A 14,575-nucleotide genomic window follows, 5' to 3' on the forward strand; every position below is an offset into this window, starting at 1 on the left:
TCCCGAAGGAGGTTCATCGTTCGACTTGCATGTGTTAAGCACGCCGCCAGCGTTCGTCCTGAGCCAGGATCAAACTCTCCGTGAATGCTTCCGGGATATCCCGGTGAACACTCGCGTTGAGCGGAACGACCAGGAGGAATAGTCCCGGTCGTTCACAGCGTCCTCGCTGTGTTTTTCAAAGGAACCTCGTCACCGGAAGTCTCCGGTAGACGGGGTTATCAACATATCTGGCGTTGACTTTTGGCACGCTGTTGAGTTCTCAAGGAACGGACGCTTCCTTTGTGCCTGTTTCACCAGGCTCTCCGGGCGCTTCCCTTCGGTCTTGCGTTTCCGACTCTATCAGATCCTTGCGGCTCCGATTTTCGCCGGTGCGTTTCGGCCTTTCGGCTTCTTCGCGGTTCCGACTCTATCAGATCCGTTGTCTCGCCTTGTCGGCTCGATTTCGGTTCCGATTTCCCGTCGGAGGGGGTTTGCCGGCGGACTGCTATTCGCGGCCCTTTCGGCGGTCACTACTTTAGCGGCTTACCCTGGCGGCTCATAATCGAGCCGGTCGGATCGAATTTGGGCAACGCCAAATAGGACCCGTCAGGGAGTCGTTCGGAGTAGTTGGTTTTGCCGCCTGGCGGTCTGCGCAGATAGCGCTGCCCGTCTCCAGCGGCTCGGGCTACGTTAGGTGTTTGACGAGGGAGAGTCAAGTAGCGCTGGTGGCGCGGCGCCGGGGCGCATGGCGCCGGTAGGGACTCACCGTCGGGTCACCGTCGATCCAGTAGCGCCAGGGGTGGTCGGCGCCGTCCCCACCGACGCCGGTGCGGGGCCCGTTGCGTACCCGTTCCGGAGCCGGCGGGCTGCCATGCAGCAGCGTGAGCGGGGCGTCGCCGCCACGGCACAGGTCCGTGCCGTCGAGGCCTCGGTCGATGTCCAGGGCAGTGGCCAGGCGGGCCGGGCCCTTGGCGAGTTCCCTGGTGTTGCGGGCCTTGGGGCGGCGATCGGCGGCGAGCTGCGCACCGGTGAGGATCTCGCCCGCGCGCAGCAGGACGCCGCTGGCCCGGCCCTCGGGGCCGCAGACCGCGTTGAGGCTGAACCACATGCCGTAGATGAAGTAGACGTACGCGTGGCCGGGCGGGCCGAACATGGTGGCGTTGCGGGCGGTGCGGCCCCGGTAGGCGTGGGAGCCCGGGTCGTTCTCGCCGTCGTACGCCTCGACCTCGGTCAGCCGGAGTTCGATCGGTCCTGCGGGGGTGTTCCGTACCAGGGTGCGGCCCAGCAGGTCGGGGGCCACCTCCACCACCGGGCGGGCGAAGAAGTCGCGGTGCAGCGGCATTCGTTCCGGTACGTCGGTCATGCGGCCCGAGGGTAGTGGAGCGGTGGCGGGTGGCGGCTGGCCAGGGGGACGTCGGGGTTGGGAAAGTGTGGGCGGTGGAACCGGCCGGCGCGGTGGTGCGTTCGTAGCAAGCACTGCGCGGGGAGCGGTTCGCCGCACAGCACGCGGGGGCCGGGACGAGGTGCCGGCACGCAACACATCGGAACACAGGCGCTGCGCCTGGGGAGGACGACCATGGGATTCAAGAAGCTGCTGGCGAGCCTGGGGGCCGGGGGCGCGTCGGTGGAGACGGTGCTCTTCGAGGAGAACGTCGTCCCGGGCGGGGTCGTACAGGGTGAGGTGCGCATCCAGGGCGGGTCGGTGGCCCAGGAGATCCAGGGGCTGTCCATCGGCCTGCAGGCGCGGGTCGAGGTAGAGAGCGGCGACGAGGAGTACAAGCGGGACATCCAGTTCACCAAGGTCCAGCTGGGCGGCGCGTTCGAGGTGCAGCCGGGCGCGGCGCACACCGTGCCGTTCGGGCTGGAGATCCCGTGGGAGACGCCGATCACCACGTTCCTGGGGACGCATCTGCACGGGATGAGCGTCGGGGTGACCACCGAGCTGGCGATCGCGCGGGCGGTGGACTCCGGGGACCTCGACCCGGTGAATGTGCACCCGCTGCCGGCGCAGCAGGCGATCCTGGACGCGTTCGGACGGCTGGGCTTCCGTTTCAAGGCGGCCGACCTGGAGCAGGGGCACATCCACGGGACGCGGCAGCAGCTGCCCTTCTACCAGGAGATCGAGTTCTACGCGCCGCAGCAGTACCGGGGGCTGAACCAGGTCGAGCTGTCGTTCGTGGCGGACGACCGGGAGATGGACGTCATTCTGGAGATGGACAAGAAGCCCGGGCTGTTCAGCGAGGGGTCGGACACCTACCGGTCGTTCACGGTCGGGCTGCACGACTTCGAGGGGACCGACTGGGCGGGATACCTCAACCAGTGGCTGGCGGAGGTCGGCGGCAAGCGCAACTGGCTCTAACCTGGCCGGACAGAGTGTCAGCAAGCGACCAGGAGGTTCGAGTGTCCGAGCTGAAGCGGCGGCCGCTCCCGCACGATTTCCACCCGCCGGTTCCGGAGTTCACGGTGCTGAGCGACGAGGTGGAGCCGGGCGGGACGCTGCGGCCGGAGCAGGTGTACGCCGCGGGGAACACCTCGCCGCAGCTGCGGTGGGAGGGCGCTCCCGCGGGGACCAAGAGCTACGCCGTGACCTGCTACGACCCGGACGCGCCGACGGGCAGTGGCTTCTGGCACTGGTCGCTGTTCGACATCCCGGCGTCGGTCACGGAGCTGCCGGCCGGTGCCGGGTCCGGGGACATGAAGGGGCTGCCCGAGGGTGCCGTGCACGTCCGTAACGACTACGGGACGCGGGACTTCGGGGGTGCGGCGCCGCCGCCCGGTGACGGTCCGCACCGCTATGTGTTCACCGTGTACGCGGTGGATCAGGAGAAGCTCGGCCCGGACGCGGACGCCTCGCCCGCGGTGGTGGGGTTCAATCTGCGGTTCCACACGGTCGGGCGGGCCCAGCTGATTGCCGAATTCGAGGTGCCGGCGGCGGGCTGAACGTCGTAATTCCGTTGCGCCCCGGCGCTCTCCGTACGCAGAGTGGTATCCGAGCCGCCGCCCTTTTCTCAGGGCGTCGGGCAGCTGGTACCGCAGTGACGGGAGCGGCGGGGCGCAGGTGTGTCGCCCGCCGGAGCCCGCGCCCGTGTCGGGTGTCCGCGCCGGCTGCCGTTCGCTTCGGGTCCCGCGTGTTCACGGGGGTGGGACCCGGAGCGATCCGCTTTTCGCTTTCCGGGGATGCGGGATTCCGCCGTCCACCCCTCGTCTTCATTTTGTGATCGCTCTCCATTTCCCTTGTGGCATACGGAAATTGCGTTGTTCGGGGAATACCTGCCACTGCACAGTGGAGCAACTTCGCCACGGGGGCGGAGCGGGTCCGGGAGGTGGACGGGATGCGCGAGACGCTGGTGCTGAATGCGAGCTTCGAGCCGCTGGCGACGGTGTCGCTGCGGCGAGCGGTGGTGCTGGTCATGCAGGACAAGGCCGTCGTCGAGCAGGCGCACCCGGGACTGCGGATCCGTGCCGCGTCGACGGACGTACCGGTGCCGCAGGTGATCAGGCTGAGCAGGTACGTCCGGGTGCCGTTCCGAAAACGTGCGCCGTGGTCGCGGCGCGGGGTGCTGGTGCGTGACCAGCACCGGTGTGCGTACTGCGGGCGGCGGGCGACGACGGTGGACCACGTCATGCCGCGGTCGCGCGGCGGCGGCGACACCTGGCTGAATACGGTCGCCTCCTGCGCCGAGGACAATCACCGCAAGGCGGACCGTACGCCCGAGCAGGCGGGGATGGCGCTGCTGCGGCGGCCGTTCGAGCCCACGCCGGCGGACGCGCTGCTGTCGACGCTGGGGGTGTCCGTCCGGGAGACGCTGCCGGAGTGGCTGGCGCAGCCGGCGTAGGGCCGGGGGTGCGGCGGGCCTGAGGCCCGGGCCGTCGTTCGACTCCGGCTACTTCAGCAGGAGTTGGACGATGGCCACCACGCCGACGAGGACGATGACGGCGCGCAGTGCGGTGGGCGGCAGCCGGCGGCCGACCCGGGCGCCGAGCATGCCGCCGAGGGTGGAGCCGACCGCGATCAGGAGCACCGCGGTCCAGTCGAAGGTGGCGACGAAGAGGAAGAAGACCGCCGCGACGCCGTTGACGAGCGCGGCGAGGACGTTCTTGAGGGCGTTGATCCGCTGGAGGGTCTCGTTGAGCAGCAGGCCCATCAGGGAGACGTAGAGCACGCCCTGAGCGGCGCCGAAGTAGCCGCCGTAGGCGCTGGCCAGCAACAGACCGAGGAGCAGGACCGGCCCGCCGTCGGGGTGGGCGGTGGTGCCGTTGCGCTCGTGGCGGGCGCGGAGCCGGGCGGCCAGGGTGGGCTGGACGATGACGAGGACCAGCGCCAGGCCGATCAGCACCGGCACGACCATGTCGAAGGTCTGGGAGGGCAGCGCCAGCAGCAGCATCGCGCCGGCCAGGCCGCCGAGCAGACAGACGCCGCCGAAGCGCAGGATGCGCCCGCGCTGGCCGACCAGTTCGCGGCGGTAGCCGATGGCGCCGCTGACCGAACCGGGGATCAGACCGAGGGTGTTGGAGACGTTGGCGGTGACCGGCGGGACGCCGAAGGCGAGCAGTACCGGGAAGGTGATCAGAGTCCCGGAGCCGACGATGGTGTTGATGGTGCCGGCGCCCAGGCCTGCGGCGAAGACGGCTACGGCTTCCCAGAAGGTCATGCTCACTCCCCCGTGCATGATCGGTACGGTCCCGCCCGATCATGCACCAGGGGACGCGGGGGTGGCAGTGTCTCGCCGGTCACACCAGGACTGCGCCCGGTGCGGGAGGCGGGTCGTCAGTCGATCGGCGGGGTCTCGTGCTTGGGCTCGGTGGGCTTGGGGATGGAGCCGCCGCCGGTCGGCGGGGTGAAGTTGCCGATGGCGCCGCCGAGGCCCTTGAGGGCGTCGCCGATCTCGCTGGGGACGATCCAGAGCTTGTTGGCGTCGCCCTCGGCGATCTTCGGGAGCATCTGGAGGTACTGGTAGGAGAGCAGCTTCTGGTCGGGGTCCCCGGCGTGGATGGACTCGAAGACCACCCGGATCGCCTGGGCCTCACCCTCGGCGCGCAGTGCGGCGGCCTTGGCCTCACCCTCGGCGCGCAGGATCGAGGACTGCTTCTCACCCTCGGCGGTCAGGATCTGGGACTGCCGGACACCCTCGGCCTGGAGGATGGCGGCGCGCTTGTCACGGTCGGCGCGCATCTGCTTCTCCATCGAGTCCTGGATGGAGGTCGGCGGCTCGATCGCCTTGAGCTCGACGCGGTTGACGCGGATGCCCCACTTGCCGGTGGCCTCGTCGAGGACGCCGCGCAGCGCCGCGTTGATCTCCTCGCGGGAGGTCAGGGTCCGCTCCAGGTCCATTCCGCCGATGATGTTCCGGAGGGTGGTGACCGTGAGCTGCTCGATGGCCTGGATGTAACTGGCGACCTCGTAGGTCGCGGCGCGCGCATCGGTCACCTGGTAGTAGATGACGGTGTCGATGTTCACGACCAGGTTGTCCTGGGTGATCACCGGCTGCGGCGGGAACGGCACGACCTGCTCGCGGAGGTCGATGCGGTTGCGGATGGAGTCGATGAACGGGACGACGATGTTCAGGCCCGCGTTCAGCGTTCTCGTATAGCGGCCGAAGCGCTCCACGATGGCGGCGCTCGCCTGTGGGATGACCTGGATCGTTTTGATGAGTGCGATGAACACGAGCACCACCAGGATGATCAGGACGATGATGATCGGTTCCACAGCGGCTCCCGTGCCCTTCGTTGCTGGTCCGTGCCGGCCGGCGACCGGCTTGCCGGTGATCAGTGTTCCAGAGACATGGCTCGTCGCGCAGCGTGTTCGGGTCAGATGACGACGGCGGTGGCTCCGTCGATCTCGACGACGTCGACCTGCTGGCCGGGCTCGTACACCCGGTCGCCGTCGAGGGCGCGGGCGGACCAGATCTCGCCGGCGAGTTTGATGCGGCCGCCGCCACCGCCGTCGACCCGCTCCAGGACCGTGGCGCTCCTGCCCTTCAGTGCGTCGATTCCGGACGCGAGTTGGGGGCTCTGGCCGCGGTGGCGGTTGGCGAGGGGGCGTACGACGGCGATCAGGGCGACCGACACCGCGGCGAACACGAGGAACTGCCAGACGGTGCCGCCACCGACCGCTGCGGTGACGGCACCGCCGACGGCACCGACCGCGAGCATCCCGAATTCGGGCATCGCGGTCACGACGAGAGGAATGCCCAGCCCTACGGCGGCGATCAGCCACCACACCCAAGGATCCACGGCTTCATGGTAGATCCGCAGCGCTGTCCGGGACAGGGCGCGATCGGCCAGCGCGATCGGCCGGGGGCTCAGCCCATCGGCAGGCCCTGTGCGGTCCAGCGGTCGCCCACCTGCTCGACGACCAGGGGGACACCGAAGCAGTGGGAGAGGTTCCTGGAGGTCAGCTCCAGGTCGATCGGGCCGGCGGCGAGCACCTTGCCCTGACGGATCATCAGAACGTGGGTGAAGCCGGGCGCGATCTCCTCGACGTGGTGGGTGACCATCACCATCGAGGGCGCGTACGGGTCGCGGGCGAGGCGGCCGAGGCGGCGGACCAGGTCCTCGCGGCCGCCCAGGTCGAGGCCGGCGGCCGGCTCGTCCAGCAGGAGCAGCTCGGGGTCGGTCATCATGGCGCGGGCGATCAGGGTGCGCTTGCGCTCGCCCTCGGAGAGGGTGCCGAACTTCCGGTCGAGGTAGTCGTTCATCCCGAGCCGGTCGAGGAAGGCGCGGGCGCGCTGCTCGTCGATGTCCTCGTAGTTCTCCTGCCAGTGCGCGGTCATGCCGTACGCGGCGGTGAGCACGGTCTGCAGGACGGTCTGGCTGCGCGGCAGCTTGTCGGCGAGCGCGATGCCGGCGATGCCGATGCGCGGGCGCAGCTCGAAGACGTCGACCTTGCCGAGCTGCTCGCCGAGGATCGAGGCGGAGCCCGCGGTCGGGTAGAGGTAGCTGGAGGCGAGGTTCAGCAGGGTGGTCTTGCCGGCGCCGTTGGGGCCCAGGATCACCCAGCGCTCCCCCTCCTTCACCGACCAGGAGACCTGGTCCACCAGAGCCCGTCCTTCGCGGACCACGGATACGTCCACCAGCTCCAGCACATCGCTCATGAGCGCGTTGTCTCCCATTGCTTATCGGTCGTCGCGGTGCACCTGTAGGCGCAGCCCCCCTGCAAACCTACGCCACTCGTTGTCAGTGCCGTTCCCTAGGCTGGGGACCATGCTCGATGAACCTCGTTCGGGACGGTTGGCGGCATGGGGAAATGCCCTTTTGGCCGGACTTGTCTCACCTGATGACGCCGCGCATCGGATCGCGGAGGACGATGCGGTGCACCGCGTCGCGGACCTGCCCGGGGAGGCGGCCCCGGTCGGGCTGACCCTCGCGCTGGGGCGGCTGCGGGCGCTGGGTGCGGTCGGCCTGCGGGTGGCGCTGCCGGTGCCGGGGCATCCGCTGGGGCTGTGCGGACCGCCGGAGTTCAATGCGCGGGCGCTGGAGGCCGGGGAGGCGGTGCTCGCCTCGGGTGCCGGGCTCGGGCTGGTCCCGGAGGCGTTCGAAGCCGGGCCGGCGGGCGGTGCCGCGCCGGATGTGCATGTGGAGGTGGTCTGGCGCTGCCTGCCGGTGCGCGAGGCGCCGCCCGCCGATGTGCCGTCGCTGGGCGAGGCGGAGCGGGAGCTGGCGGAGGCGCTGCGGGAGGCCACCGACGTGCTCTCACAGCTGGACGTGGCCGGATCCGGGCCGGTGGCGCAGGCGGCGCTGGAGGCGTACCGGGCGCGGGCGGAGGCCGGCCGGCAGATACTGGCCCCCGGCTACCCCCCGCGGGCGGTACGGGTGCTGGAGCTGGCGCAGCGGGTCGGCGCGCTGATCGACATCGCGCACGCGGCCGGCGGGGACGGGGAGCACGGCGCGGCGGTGAGCTCCTCGGAGATCGCGGCTCGCGCGCAGGCGCTGCGTCCGGTGGAGCGTACGGCCCGGCGGGCGCAGGTGGCGGCGTACAACTCCGCGGCGGAGGAACGGGAGCGGCACCGGGGGTGAACGGAGGCCGGCCCCGCCGGACCCTTGTGTGGTCGACGGCGGGGCCGTTGTCGGGACGGCGCGAACAGCTCTGGGCAGGGCGAGCTGTTCGCCCTCCGCCCGGACAGCTTCCGTTCTCCTCAGCGGAGTTGCCGAGGACGGGTGCGGCGAGGGCCGGGCCGGCAGCGTCCGGGACCGACAGCGCCGCGGTGCCGGACGGCTCGGAGCGGAGGAGCCGTCCGGCACCGGTGAGGCAGGGTCAGTTGTTGGTGCTGACGTTGCCGAAGGCGGTGTTGAGGACACCGACGACGTCGACGGTGTTGCCGTTGACGTTCACCGGGACGTACACCGGGGCCTGGACCAGGTTGCCGGAGGCGATACCGGCAGAGTCCGTGGCGCCCCCGGCGGCCTGCGGGCCGCTGGCGGCGAAGGCCGAACCGGCGGCCGCACCGAGGGCCAGACCGGTGGCGGAGAGAACGAGGGCGGCCTTCTTGGCGGTGTTCATGGGGAGTTCCTCACTTCGCGGCACAGAGCCGGAATGACGACGATGACGGTGTGGAGAGGGACCGGCCGCACGGCCACGGCGTGCCGGGGCCGGTCCGGCGCGACCCGCGCGGGCCAGGGCACTGCCTGGTGTCACGCGGGCCGTGCGAGCCCCGTGGGCGGGCCTGCGGTCAGTTGTTCACGCAGGGGTCGCCGAAGGTGGGGTTGAGCAGACCGACCACCGAGACGGTGTTGCCGCAGGCGTTCACCGGGACGTGCACCGGGGCCTGGACGAGGTTGCTGGAGACGATGCCGGGGGAGTTGGTGGCGCCACCCGCCGCCTGCGGGCCCTGGGCCGAAGCGACGCCGGCACCCGCGAGAGCGAGACCGCTCGCCGCCATCGTGATGGCCGCTGCGCGCTTGATGTTCTTCACTTCTGTTGCTCCTCATTGCCGTTGCCGTGACCAGCCGCCACGACTGCTCTGGACAACGGCCCGGACCGAGGAGGGATACGCCGAACGGGCTATGGCTACACGACAGTATGAATCTCGGACCGGGGGCGGCTTTCGGGTTGACGCATTGTCCTATGGACGACCGTCGCCCCCGGTCCGGATCCGCCGTCCGCGCTGCTCAGACCCCGATGCCGTGGCGTACGGCCCACAGCGCGGCCTGGGTGCGGTCGGCGAGGTCGAGCTTCATCAGGATGTTGGAGACATGGGTCTTGACGGTCTTCTCGGACAGCACCAGCGCGCGGGCGATCTCGCGGTTGGAACGGCCGTCCGCGATCAGGCCGAGCACCTCGGTCTCCCGCTCGGTCAGGGAACCGCCCCTCCCCTGGCCGCCGTTGCCCTCGTCCTGGGAGAGCAGCGCACCGGCCACCTCGGGCTGCAGCAGGACATGGCCGGCGTGCACGGAGCGGATGGCGGCGGCCAGCGCCTCGGGGTCGATGTCCTTGTAGACGTAGCCGGCCGCGCCCGCCCGGAGCGCCGGGACGACGGTGCGCTGTTCGGTGAAGCTGGTGACCACCAGCACCCGGGCGGGGTTGTCCAGCTCCCGCAGTTTGCGGAGCGCTTCAATGCCGTCCATGCCGGGCATCTTCACGTCCATCAGGACGACGTCCGGGCGCAGTTGCTCGGTGGCGGCGATCCCCTCGGCCCCGTCGGAGGCCTCCCCCACCACCTCGATGTCGCCCTGGACCTCCAGGAACGTGCGCAGTCCCCGTCGTACGACCTGGTGGTCGTCGACGAGCAGGACGTGGATCGGTCGGGTGTCAGCCACCGGGCACCTCCATCTCGACAGCGGTGCCCTTGCCGGGCTCCGACTCCACGGTGAGCTTCCCACCGACGCCCCCGGCGCGGTCGTGCATCGACACCAGGCCGAGGTGGCGGCCGGCCCGGCGGACCGCACCGGGGTCGAAGCCGCAACCGTCGTCGGCGATCCGCAGCAGCGCGCCCTGGCCGCTGCGCGCGAGGGTGACCTCGACGGACTCGGCGCCCGAGTGCCGCAGCGCGTTGTGCAGCGCCTCCTGGGCGACCCGGAGCATGGCCTCCTCCTGGGCGGCCGGCAGCGCCCGCACCCCGTGGGCGGTGAAGGAGACCCGGGCGGAGTGGGCGCGGTCCAGGACCTGGATCTGGGAGCGCAGGGTGGCGACCAGGCCGTCCTCGTCCAGGGCGGCGGGGCGCAGTTCGACGACGGCGGCGCGCAGTTCGTCGGCGGCCTCCGCGGCGAGCGCGGCGACCTGGTGGAGCTCGTCCTTGGCGCGGGCCGGGTCGCGGTCGACCAGGGCGGTGGCGGCCTGGGCGGTCAGGCGGAGGGAGAAGAGCTTCTGGGCGACCGCGTCGTGCAGCTCATGGGCGAGCCGGGCGCGCTCGCCGGCGATGGTCAGCTCGCGGCTGCGCTCGTAGAGGCGGGCGTTGGTCAGGGCGATGGCGGCGTGCTGGGCGAGTATGCCGAGCAGCCGCTCGTCGTCCTCGGTGAAGCCGCAGCCGTCACGGCGCGCGGCGGGCTCGGGGCAGCGCTTGTTGGCGAGGAAGAGGGCGCCGAGGATCTCGTCGCCGTCGGCCACCGGCAGGCCCAGGAAGTCCGACATGTCGGGGTGGGCGGCCGGCCAGCCGCCGAAGCGGGGGTCCTGCCGGACGTCGGCGAGCCGCTCGGGGGTGGCGTTGTGCAACATCGCGGCGAGGATGCCGTGTTGGCGGGGCAGTGGGCCGATGGCCTTCCACTGCTCGGCGCTAACGCCGTCGACCACGAACTGGGCGAAGCCGCCGTGGTCGTCGGGTACCCCCAGGGCGGCGTACTCGGCGTCCAGCAGCTCGCGGGCCGAGGCCACGATCGTCTTGAGGACGTCGCGCACCTCCAGATGCCTGCTCATCGCCAGGATCGCGGTGCTCACCGCGGGGATCCCGGCCCCCGGTCCATTGGTCATGGCTTCACGGTACCGGCGGCGTGACCTGCCCGTATCGGTCCTGCGACGCGTCCGTCCAGGACCCCGGTCCTAGGCCGAACGCCCTGGCCGGGGCCGGTCCGCCGGCCGACGCCGGGCGGGCGGGGGCGTTCCTACGGTGAGGGCGTGGGCTCGGGGCGGCCGCTCCGGGCGGGAAGCGGGGAAGGGACCTGACCATGCCGGTGGCGATCATCACGGGGGCGTCGAAGGGGCTGGGCCGCGCGCTGGCCCGGGCGCTGGCCGTCCGTGGCTGGGATCTGGTGGTGGACGCCCGGTCGGCCGGGCCGCTGGAGGAGACGGCTGCCGCACTGCGGAGCACGGGGGCCCGGGTGGTGGCGCTGACCGGGGACGTGACGGACGGCCGGCACCAGGCCGCGCTGGTGGCCGCGGCCGGGGAGCTGGGCGGGCTGGACCTGCTGGTGAACAACGCCAGCGCGCTGGGGGCCGAGCCGCTGGTGCGGCTGGCCGACCATCCGTTGGACGGGGTGCGCCGGGCGCTGGAGGTGAATGCGATGGCGCCGCTGGGACTTATTCAGCAGACATTGCCCCTTTTGCGAGATTCCTCCTATCTGCCCTCGTATGCAGAAGAGACCCCCTCCATAGGAGACATTCCTCATGGAGGGGTTGGCGGCAAGAGCGGTGCGTACGATGCCCACCCTTACTCGCAGAATTCCGATAGTTCACATTTGTCCGATTCGCACCCTTATAGGGGCGATACTCCCCGGCCTCACGGAGTGCGTGGCGGGGCGGTCCTCTCGCTGAGCTCGGACGCCGCCGTGGAGGCCTATCCGACCTGGGGCGGCTACGGAGCGTCGAAGGCCGCGCTGGACCAGCTCTCCGCGGTGCTCGCGGTGGAGGAGCCGGGGCTGCGGGTGTGGTGGGTCGACCCGGGCGACATGCGGACCGACCTGTACGCGGCGGCCGTCCCGGCCGACGACGACTCCGGGCGCCCGCTGCCAGAGACGGTGGTCCCGGCGCTGCTGCGGCTGCTGGACGGGGCGGCCCCCAGCGGCCGGTACACGGCGGCGGAGCTGTCGGCCGCCCCGAACGGGGTGAGCGACCGGTGATCGCGGAGGCGCTGCGCGTACCGGAGGAGCTGTCCGCCCGGGAGCCGGCCGAGCAGCGGGGGCCGGGGCTGGGCCGGGACGCCGTACGGCTGCTGGTGAGCCGGGGGACGGCCGAGCCCGGTGACCACGCCTTCGGTGAGCTGCCGGAGCTGCTGGCCCCCGGGGACGTCCTGGTGGTCAACACGTCCCGGACCCTGCCTGCCGCGGTGGACGGCCGGGTCGGTGACGGCCGGGGCCGCGGTGAGCCGGTGGTGGTGCACTTCTCGACCCGGGCCGACCGCCGGCACCCGGCGGGGCGCTCGGTGGCCGGCCGCTGGAGCGTGGAGCTGCGCCGCCCGGACGGCCGGGGCAGCACCCTGCCGCGGCCGGGTGGCCCGCCCGGCACGGTGGTACGGCTCCCGGACGGGGCACGGCTGGTCCTGGAGGGGCCGGTGGACCCCGGGGGCGTACGGCTGTGGTGGGCCCAGCTGAGGGGCGGGCGGGCGGAGGAGCTGATGCGGCGGCACGGGCGGCCGATCCGGTACGGCTACACGGACCGGGACCAGCCGCTGGCCGCGTACCAGACGGTGTTCGCGGTGGACTCCCCCGGCGGCGGCAGCGCCGAGATGCCGAGCGCGGCCCGGCCGTTCACCGCGGAACTGGTGGCACGGCTGGTCAGCAAGGGCGTGCAGTTCGCGCCGCTCTCCCTGCACACGGGGGTGGCGTCGGCGGAGGCGTTCGAGCCGCCGTACCCGGAGCGCTTCGTGGTGCCGCCGGCGACGGCCTGGCTGGTGAACGCCGCACGGGCGCGGCGACGGGCTGCGCGGCGGGGCACCGGCGGGCGGGTGGTCGCGGTGGGCACCACCGCCGTACGGGCCCTGGAGTCGGCGGCCGGTGCGGACGGGCGGGTCCGGGCCACCGCCGGCTGGACGGACCTCGTGGTGACGCCGGAGCGCGGGGTACGGGTGGTGGACGGCCTGCTCACCGGGCTGCACGAGCCCACCGCCTCGCATCTGCTGATGCTGGAGGCGGTGGCGGCGGCGACCGCGGACCGGGAGACGCTGCGCGCGGCCTATGCGGCGGCGGTGCAGCGGCGCTACCTGTGGCACGAATTCGGCGATCTGCATCTGCTGCTGCCGGGCTGAGTCCCGGACCGGGGGCGGGACTCCGCACCGGGGGCGCGCACTGGGGGGGCGCCGTACCGGCGGCCGCACCCGGGGCGCCGTACCGGGGGCCGCACCCGGGGGCGGGTCGTTTCACCAAGGGGGCGCCGGTGGGTACGCCCGGTCCGGTGCGGCTCCGGTGGGGGACGCCGGGCCGGGCGGCGAGCGAGGGCCGGGCGAGCGGGCGGGGCACGGCGAGCCCGGGGCGGGCGGCGAGCCCGGGGCGGGCGGCGAGCCCGGGGCGGGCGGCGAGCCCGGGGCGGGCGGCGAGCGCGGTGATCCCGACGAGAATTCCAGCGCCGGAGTACGAAGTCGCCGCTCCCGGCCGTCGCCCCATTGCCGCCGGGCGAGGGCCGAGAGCTGATACGCACAGCCTGTGCGTTCGCAATTACGTCCGGCGAGACAAAACCCTCCGCACTGTGACGCCGCTAATAGGACGCACATCACTTACGACCCGGGTTAGTGGTGTCCTGATTACCGCGTGACCTGGGATTTGACTATTCGGGACGCAATATTCCGGGCCACGGTTCCACTAACCCGGATCGTACGTCACACCTTTGCCGGGGCAATTTTCGGCCGCTAAGAATGGCTCTCGTCGCTCGGCGCCGTGGTCAGAACTCGGCGTTTGCCGCCGCTCCAGGCCCGTGCGATGTCCCCCATCGGAAGGTCTGTCCCGCCATGCCCAAGCACGCGATTTCCGGTTTCCACCGCCTCACCCGGACCCAGAAGATCTCCGCCGCTGGTGTCGCCGCCGCCGGTGCCGCCGCGCTGATCTTCACCGCCGTACCGGGTGCGGACGGCGGCCAGAGCAAGCCCGAGGCCGTGTCCGTAGAGAACGTGAAGCCGGTCGCCTTCAGCGCGGTCGGCACCGCCGCCAAGGCCCAGCAGGCCACCATCGCCAAGCAGGCCGCCGACTCCGCCGCCACGGGCAAGGCCGAGGCCGCCGCCAAGAAGGCCGCCGCGGTGAAGGCAGCCAAGGCGAAGGCCGCCGCCGAGGCGAAGGCCAAGGCCGAGAAGGCGCGCAAGGCGAAGCAGGCCGCCAGCCGGTCCGCGGTCCGCACCGCGATCCCCGCGGCGGCGCCGAAGGCCGCCCCGAAGGCCACCCCGAAGGCCGCCCCGAAGCCGGCCGTCAAGACCTACCCGAACAACCTCGACGGCTGGATCCGCGAGTCACTGGACGTCATGGCCAAGAAGGGCATCCCGGGCTCGTACAACGGCATCTACCGGAACATCATCCGGGAGTCCTCGGGCAACCCGATGGCGATCAACCTCTGGGACATCAACGCCCAGAACGGCATCCCGTCCAAGGGCCTGCTGCAGGTGATCGACCCGACGTTCAAGCAGTACCACGTCAACGGCACCTCCTGGAACATCTACGACCCGGTCGCCAACATCACCGCCGCCTGCAACTACGCGGCCGACAAGTACGGCTCGATGGACAACGTCAACTCGGCCTACTGATCAGC

At 71.5% G+C, this 14,575-nt stretch carries 16 protein-coding genes and 1 rRNA gene; 7 read left to right on the forward strand and 10 right to left on the reverse strand.

Going from position 1 to position 14,575, the window contains the following annotated elements:
• Both AB0G84_RS14855 and AB0G84_RS14860 read right to left on the reverse strand, forming a co-directional pair.
• Nucleotides 1-85, reverse strand: a 16S ribosomal RNA gene (locus AB0G84_RS14855); the annotation flags it as partial.
• 606 nt (nucleotides 86-691) lie between these two features.
• Nucleotides 692-1,342 (reverse strand): DNA-3-methyladenine glycosylase, encoded by a 651-nt coding sequence (locus AB0G84_RS14860; RefSeq protein ID WP_361319990.1) that lies wholly within the window; start codon nucleotides 1,340-1,342, stop codon nucleotides 692-694.
• A 213-nt stretch (nucleotides 1,343-1,555) separates the two neighbouring features.
• Between AB0G84_RS14860 and AB0G84_RS14865 the strand changes: the two genes are divergently transcribed.
• The 3 genes from AB0G84_RS14865 (at nucleotide 1,556) to AB0G84_RS14875 (ending at nucleotide 3,815) form a co-directional block, all read left to right on the forward strand.
• Entirely contained in the window at nucleotides 1,556-2,338 is a 783-nt protein-coding gene (locus tag AB0G84_RS14865; RefSeq protein ID WP_361319993.1) for a sporulation protein, read from the forward strand.
• 41 nt (nucleotides 2,339-2,379) lie between these two features.
• On the forward strand, nucleotides 2,380-2,919 hold the full coding sequence (locus AB0G84_RS14870) for a YbhB/YbcL family Raf kinase inhibitor-like protein (RefSeq protein WP_361319996.1): 540 nt from the start codon (nucleotides 2,380-2,382) through the stop codon (nucleotides 2,917-2,919).
• Between the two features lie 392 nt (nucleotides 2,920-3,311).
• On the forward strand, nucleotides 3,312-3,815 hold the full coding sequence (locus tag AB0G84_RS14875) for an HNH endonuclease (RefSeq protein ID WP_361319999.1): 504 nt from the start codon (nucleotides 3,312-3,314) through the stop codon (nucleotides 3,813-3,815).
• Between the two features lie 48 nt (nucleotides 3,816-3,863).
• On the opposite strand, the gene AB0G84_RS14880 is transcribed toward AB0G84_RS14875, so the two are convergent.
• From AB0G84_RS14880 to AB0G84_RS14895, 4 genes are all read right to left on the reverse strand, one after another.
• Nucleotides 3,864-4,631: a sulfite exporter TauE/SafE family protein gene (locus AB0G84_RS14880; protein WP_361320002.1), complete on the reverse strand. Its 768-nt coding sequence runs from the start codon at nucleotides 4,629-4,631 to the stop codon at nucleotides 3,864-3,866.
• 116 nt (nucleotides 4,632-4,747) lie between these two features.
• Nucleotides 4,748-5,686, reverse strand: a complete 939-nt coding sequence (locus AB0G84_RS14885; protein WP_361320005.1) for an SPFH domain-containing protein — start codon at nucleotides 5,684-5,686, stop codon at nucleotides 4,748-4,750.
• 101 nt (nucleotides 5,687-5,787) lie between these two features.
• Nucleotides 5,788-6,201: an NfeD family protein gene (locus AB0G84_RS14890; RefSeq protein ID WP_361320533.1), complete on the reverse strand. Its 414-nt coding sequence runs from the start codon at nucleotides 6,199-6,201 to the stop codon at nucleotides 5,788-5,790.
• An 80-nt stretch (nucleotides 6,202-6,281) separates the two neighbouring features.
• Nucleotides 6,282-7,073, reverse strand: coding sequence for an ABC transporter ATP-binding protein (locus AB0G84_RS14895; protein WP_361320008.1), 792 nt, complete (start codon nucleotides 7,071-7,073; stop codon nucleotides 6,282-6,284).
• 109 nt (nucleotides 7,074-7,182) lie between these two features.
• On the opposite strand from AB0G84_RS14895, the gene AB0G84_RS14900 reads away from it, so the two are divergent.
• Nucleotides 7,183-7,995 carry a hypothetical protein gene (locus AB0G84_RS14900; protein ID WP_361320011.1) on the forward strand — a complete coding sequence of 271 codons (813 nt, stop codon included), beginning with the start codon at nucleotides 7,183-7,185 and terminating at the stop codon, nucleotides 7,993-7,995.
• 238 nt (nucleotides 7,996-8,233) lie between these two features.
• Here AB0G84_RS14900 and AB0G84_RS14905 read toward each other — a convergent pair whose 3' ends face one another.
• The 4 genes from AB0G84_RS14905 to AB0G84_RS14920 form a co-directional block, all read right to left on the reverse strand.
• Nucleotides 8,234-8,479, reverse strand: coding sequence for a chaplin (locus AB0G84_RS14905; RefSeq protein WP_361320014.1), 246 nt, complete (start codon nucleotides 8,477-8,479; stop codon nucleotides 8,234-8,236).
• Between the two features lie 169 nt (nucleotides 8,480-8,648).
• Nucleotides 8,649-8,891 carry a chaplin gene (locus AB0G84_RS14910; protein WP_361320017.1) on the reverse strand — a complete coding sequence of 81 codons (243 nt, stop codon included), beginning with the start codon at nucleotides 8,889-8,891 and terminating at the stop codon, nucleotides 8,649-8,651.
• Nucleotides 8,892-9,087: 196 nt separating this feature from the next.
• Nucleotides 9,088-9,735: a response regulator transcription factor gene (locus tag AB0G84_RS14915; RefSeq protein ID WP_361320020.1), complete on the reverse strand. Its 648-nt coding sequence runs from the start codon at nucleotides 9,733-9,735 to the stop codon at nucleotides 9,088-9,090.
• Entirely contained in the window at nucleotides 9,728-10,882 is a 1,155-nt protein-coding gene (locus AB0G84_RS14920; RefSeq protein ID WP_361320023.1) for a GAF domain-containing sensor histidine kinase, read from the reverse strand. The genes AB0G84_RS14915 and AB0G84_RS14920 overlap by 8 nt, the downstream gene beginning before the upstream one ends.
• Nucleotides 10,883-11,070: 188 nt before the next feature.
• Between AB0G84_RS14920 and AB0G84_RS14925 the strand changes: the two genes are divergently transcribed.
• The 3 genes from AB0G84_RS14925 (at nucleotide 11,071) to AB0G84_RS14935 (ending at nucleotide 14,570) form a co-directional block, all read left to right on the forward strand.
• Nucleotides 11,071-11,967 (forward strand): SDR family oxidoreductase, encoded by an 897-nt coding sequence (locus AB0G84_RS14925; protein ID WP_361320535.1) that lies wholly within the window; start codon nucleotides 11,071-11,073, stop codon nucleotides 11,965-11,967.
• A complete protein-coding gene (locus tag AB0G84_RS14930; protein WP_361320537.1) occupies nucleotides 11,967-13,091 on the forward strand; it encodes an S-adenosylmethionine:tRNA ribosyltransferase-isomerase in 1,125 nt (374 codons plus the stop codon). The genes AB0G84_RS14925 and AB0G84_RS14930 overlap by 1 nt, the downstream gene beginning before the upstream one ends.
• A gap of 696 nt (nucleotides 13,092-13,787) precedes the next feature.
• Nucleotides 13,788-14,570, forward strand: coding sequence for a transglycosylase SLT domain-containing protein (locus AB0G84_RS14935; protein ID WP_361320026.1), 783 nt, complete (start codon nucleotides 13,788-13,790; stop codon nucleotides 14,568-14,570).
• The last annotated feature ends 5 nt before the right edge of the window (nucleotides 14,571-14,575 follow it).

The organism is Streptomyces sp. NPDC020742 (assembly GCF_040641675.1).
Classification (GTDB): Bacteria; Actinomycetota; Actinomycetes; order Streptomycetales; family Streptomycetaceae; genus Streptomyces.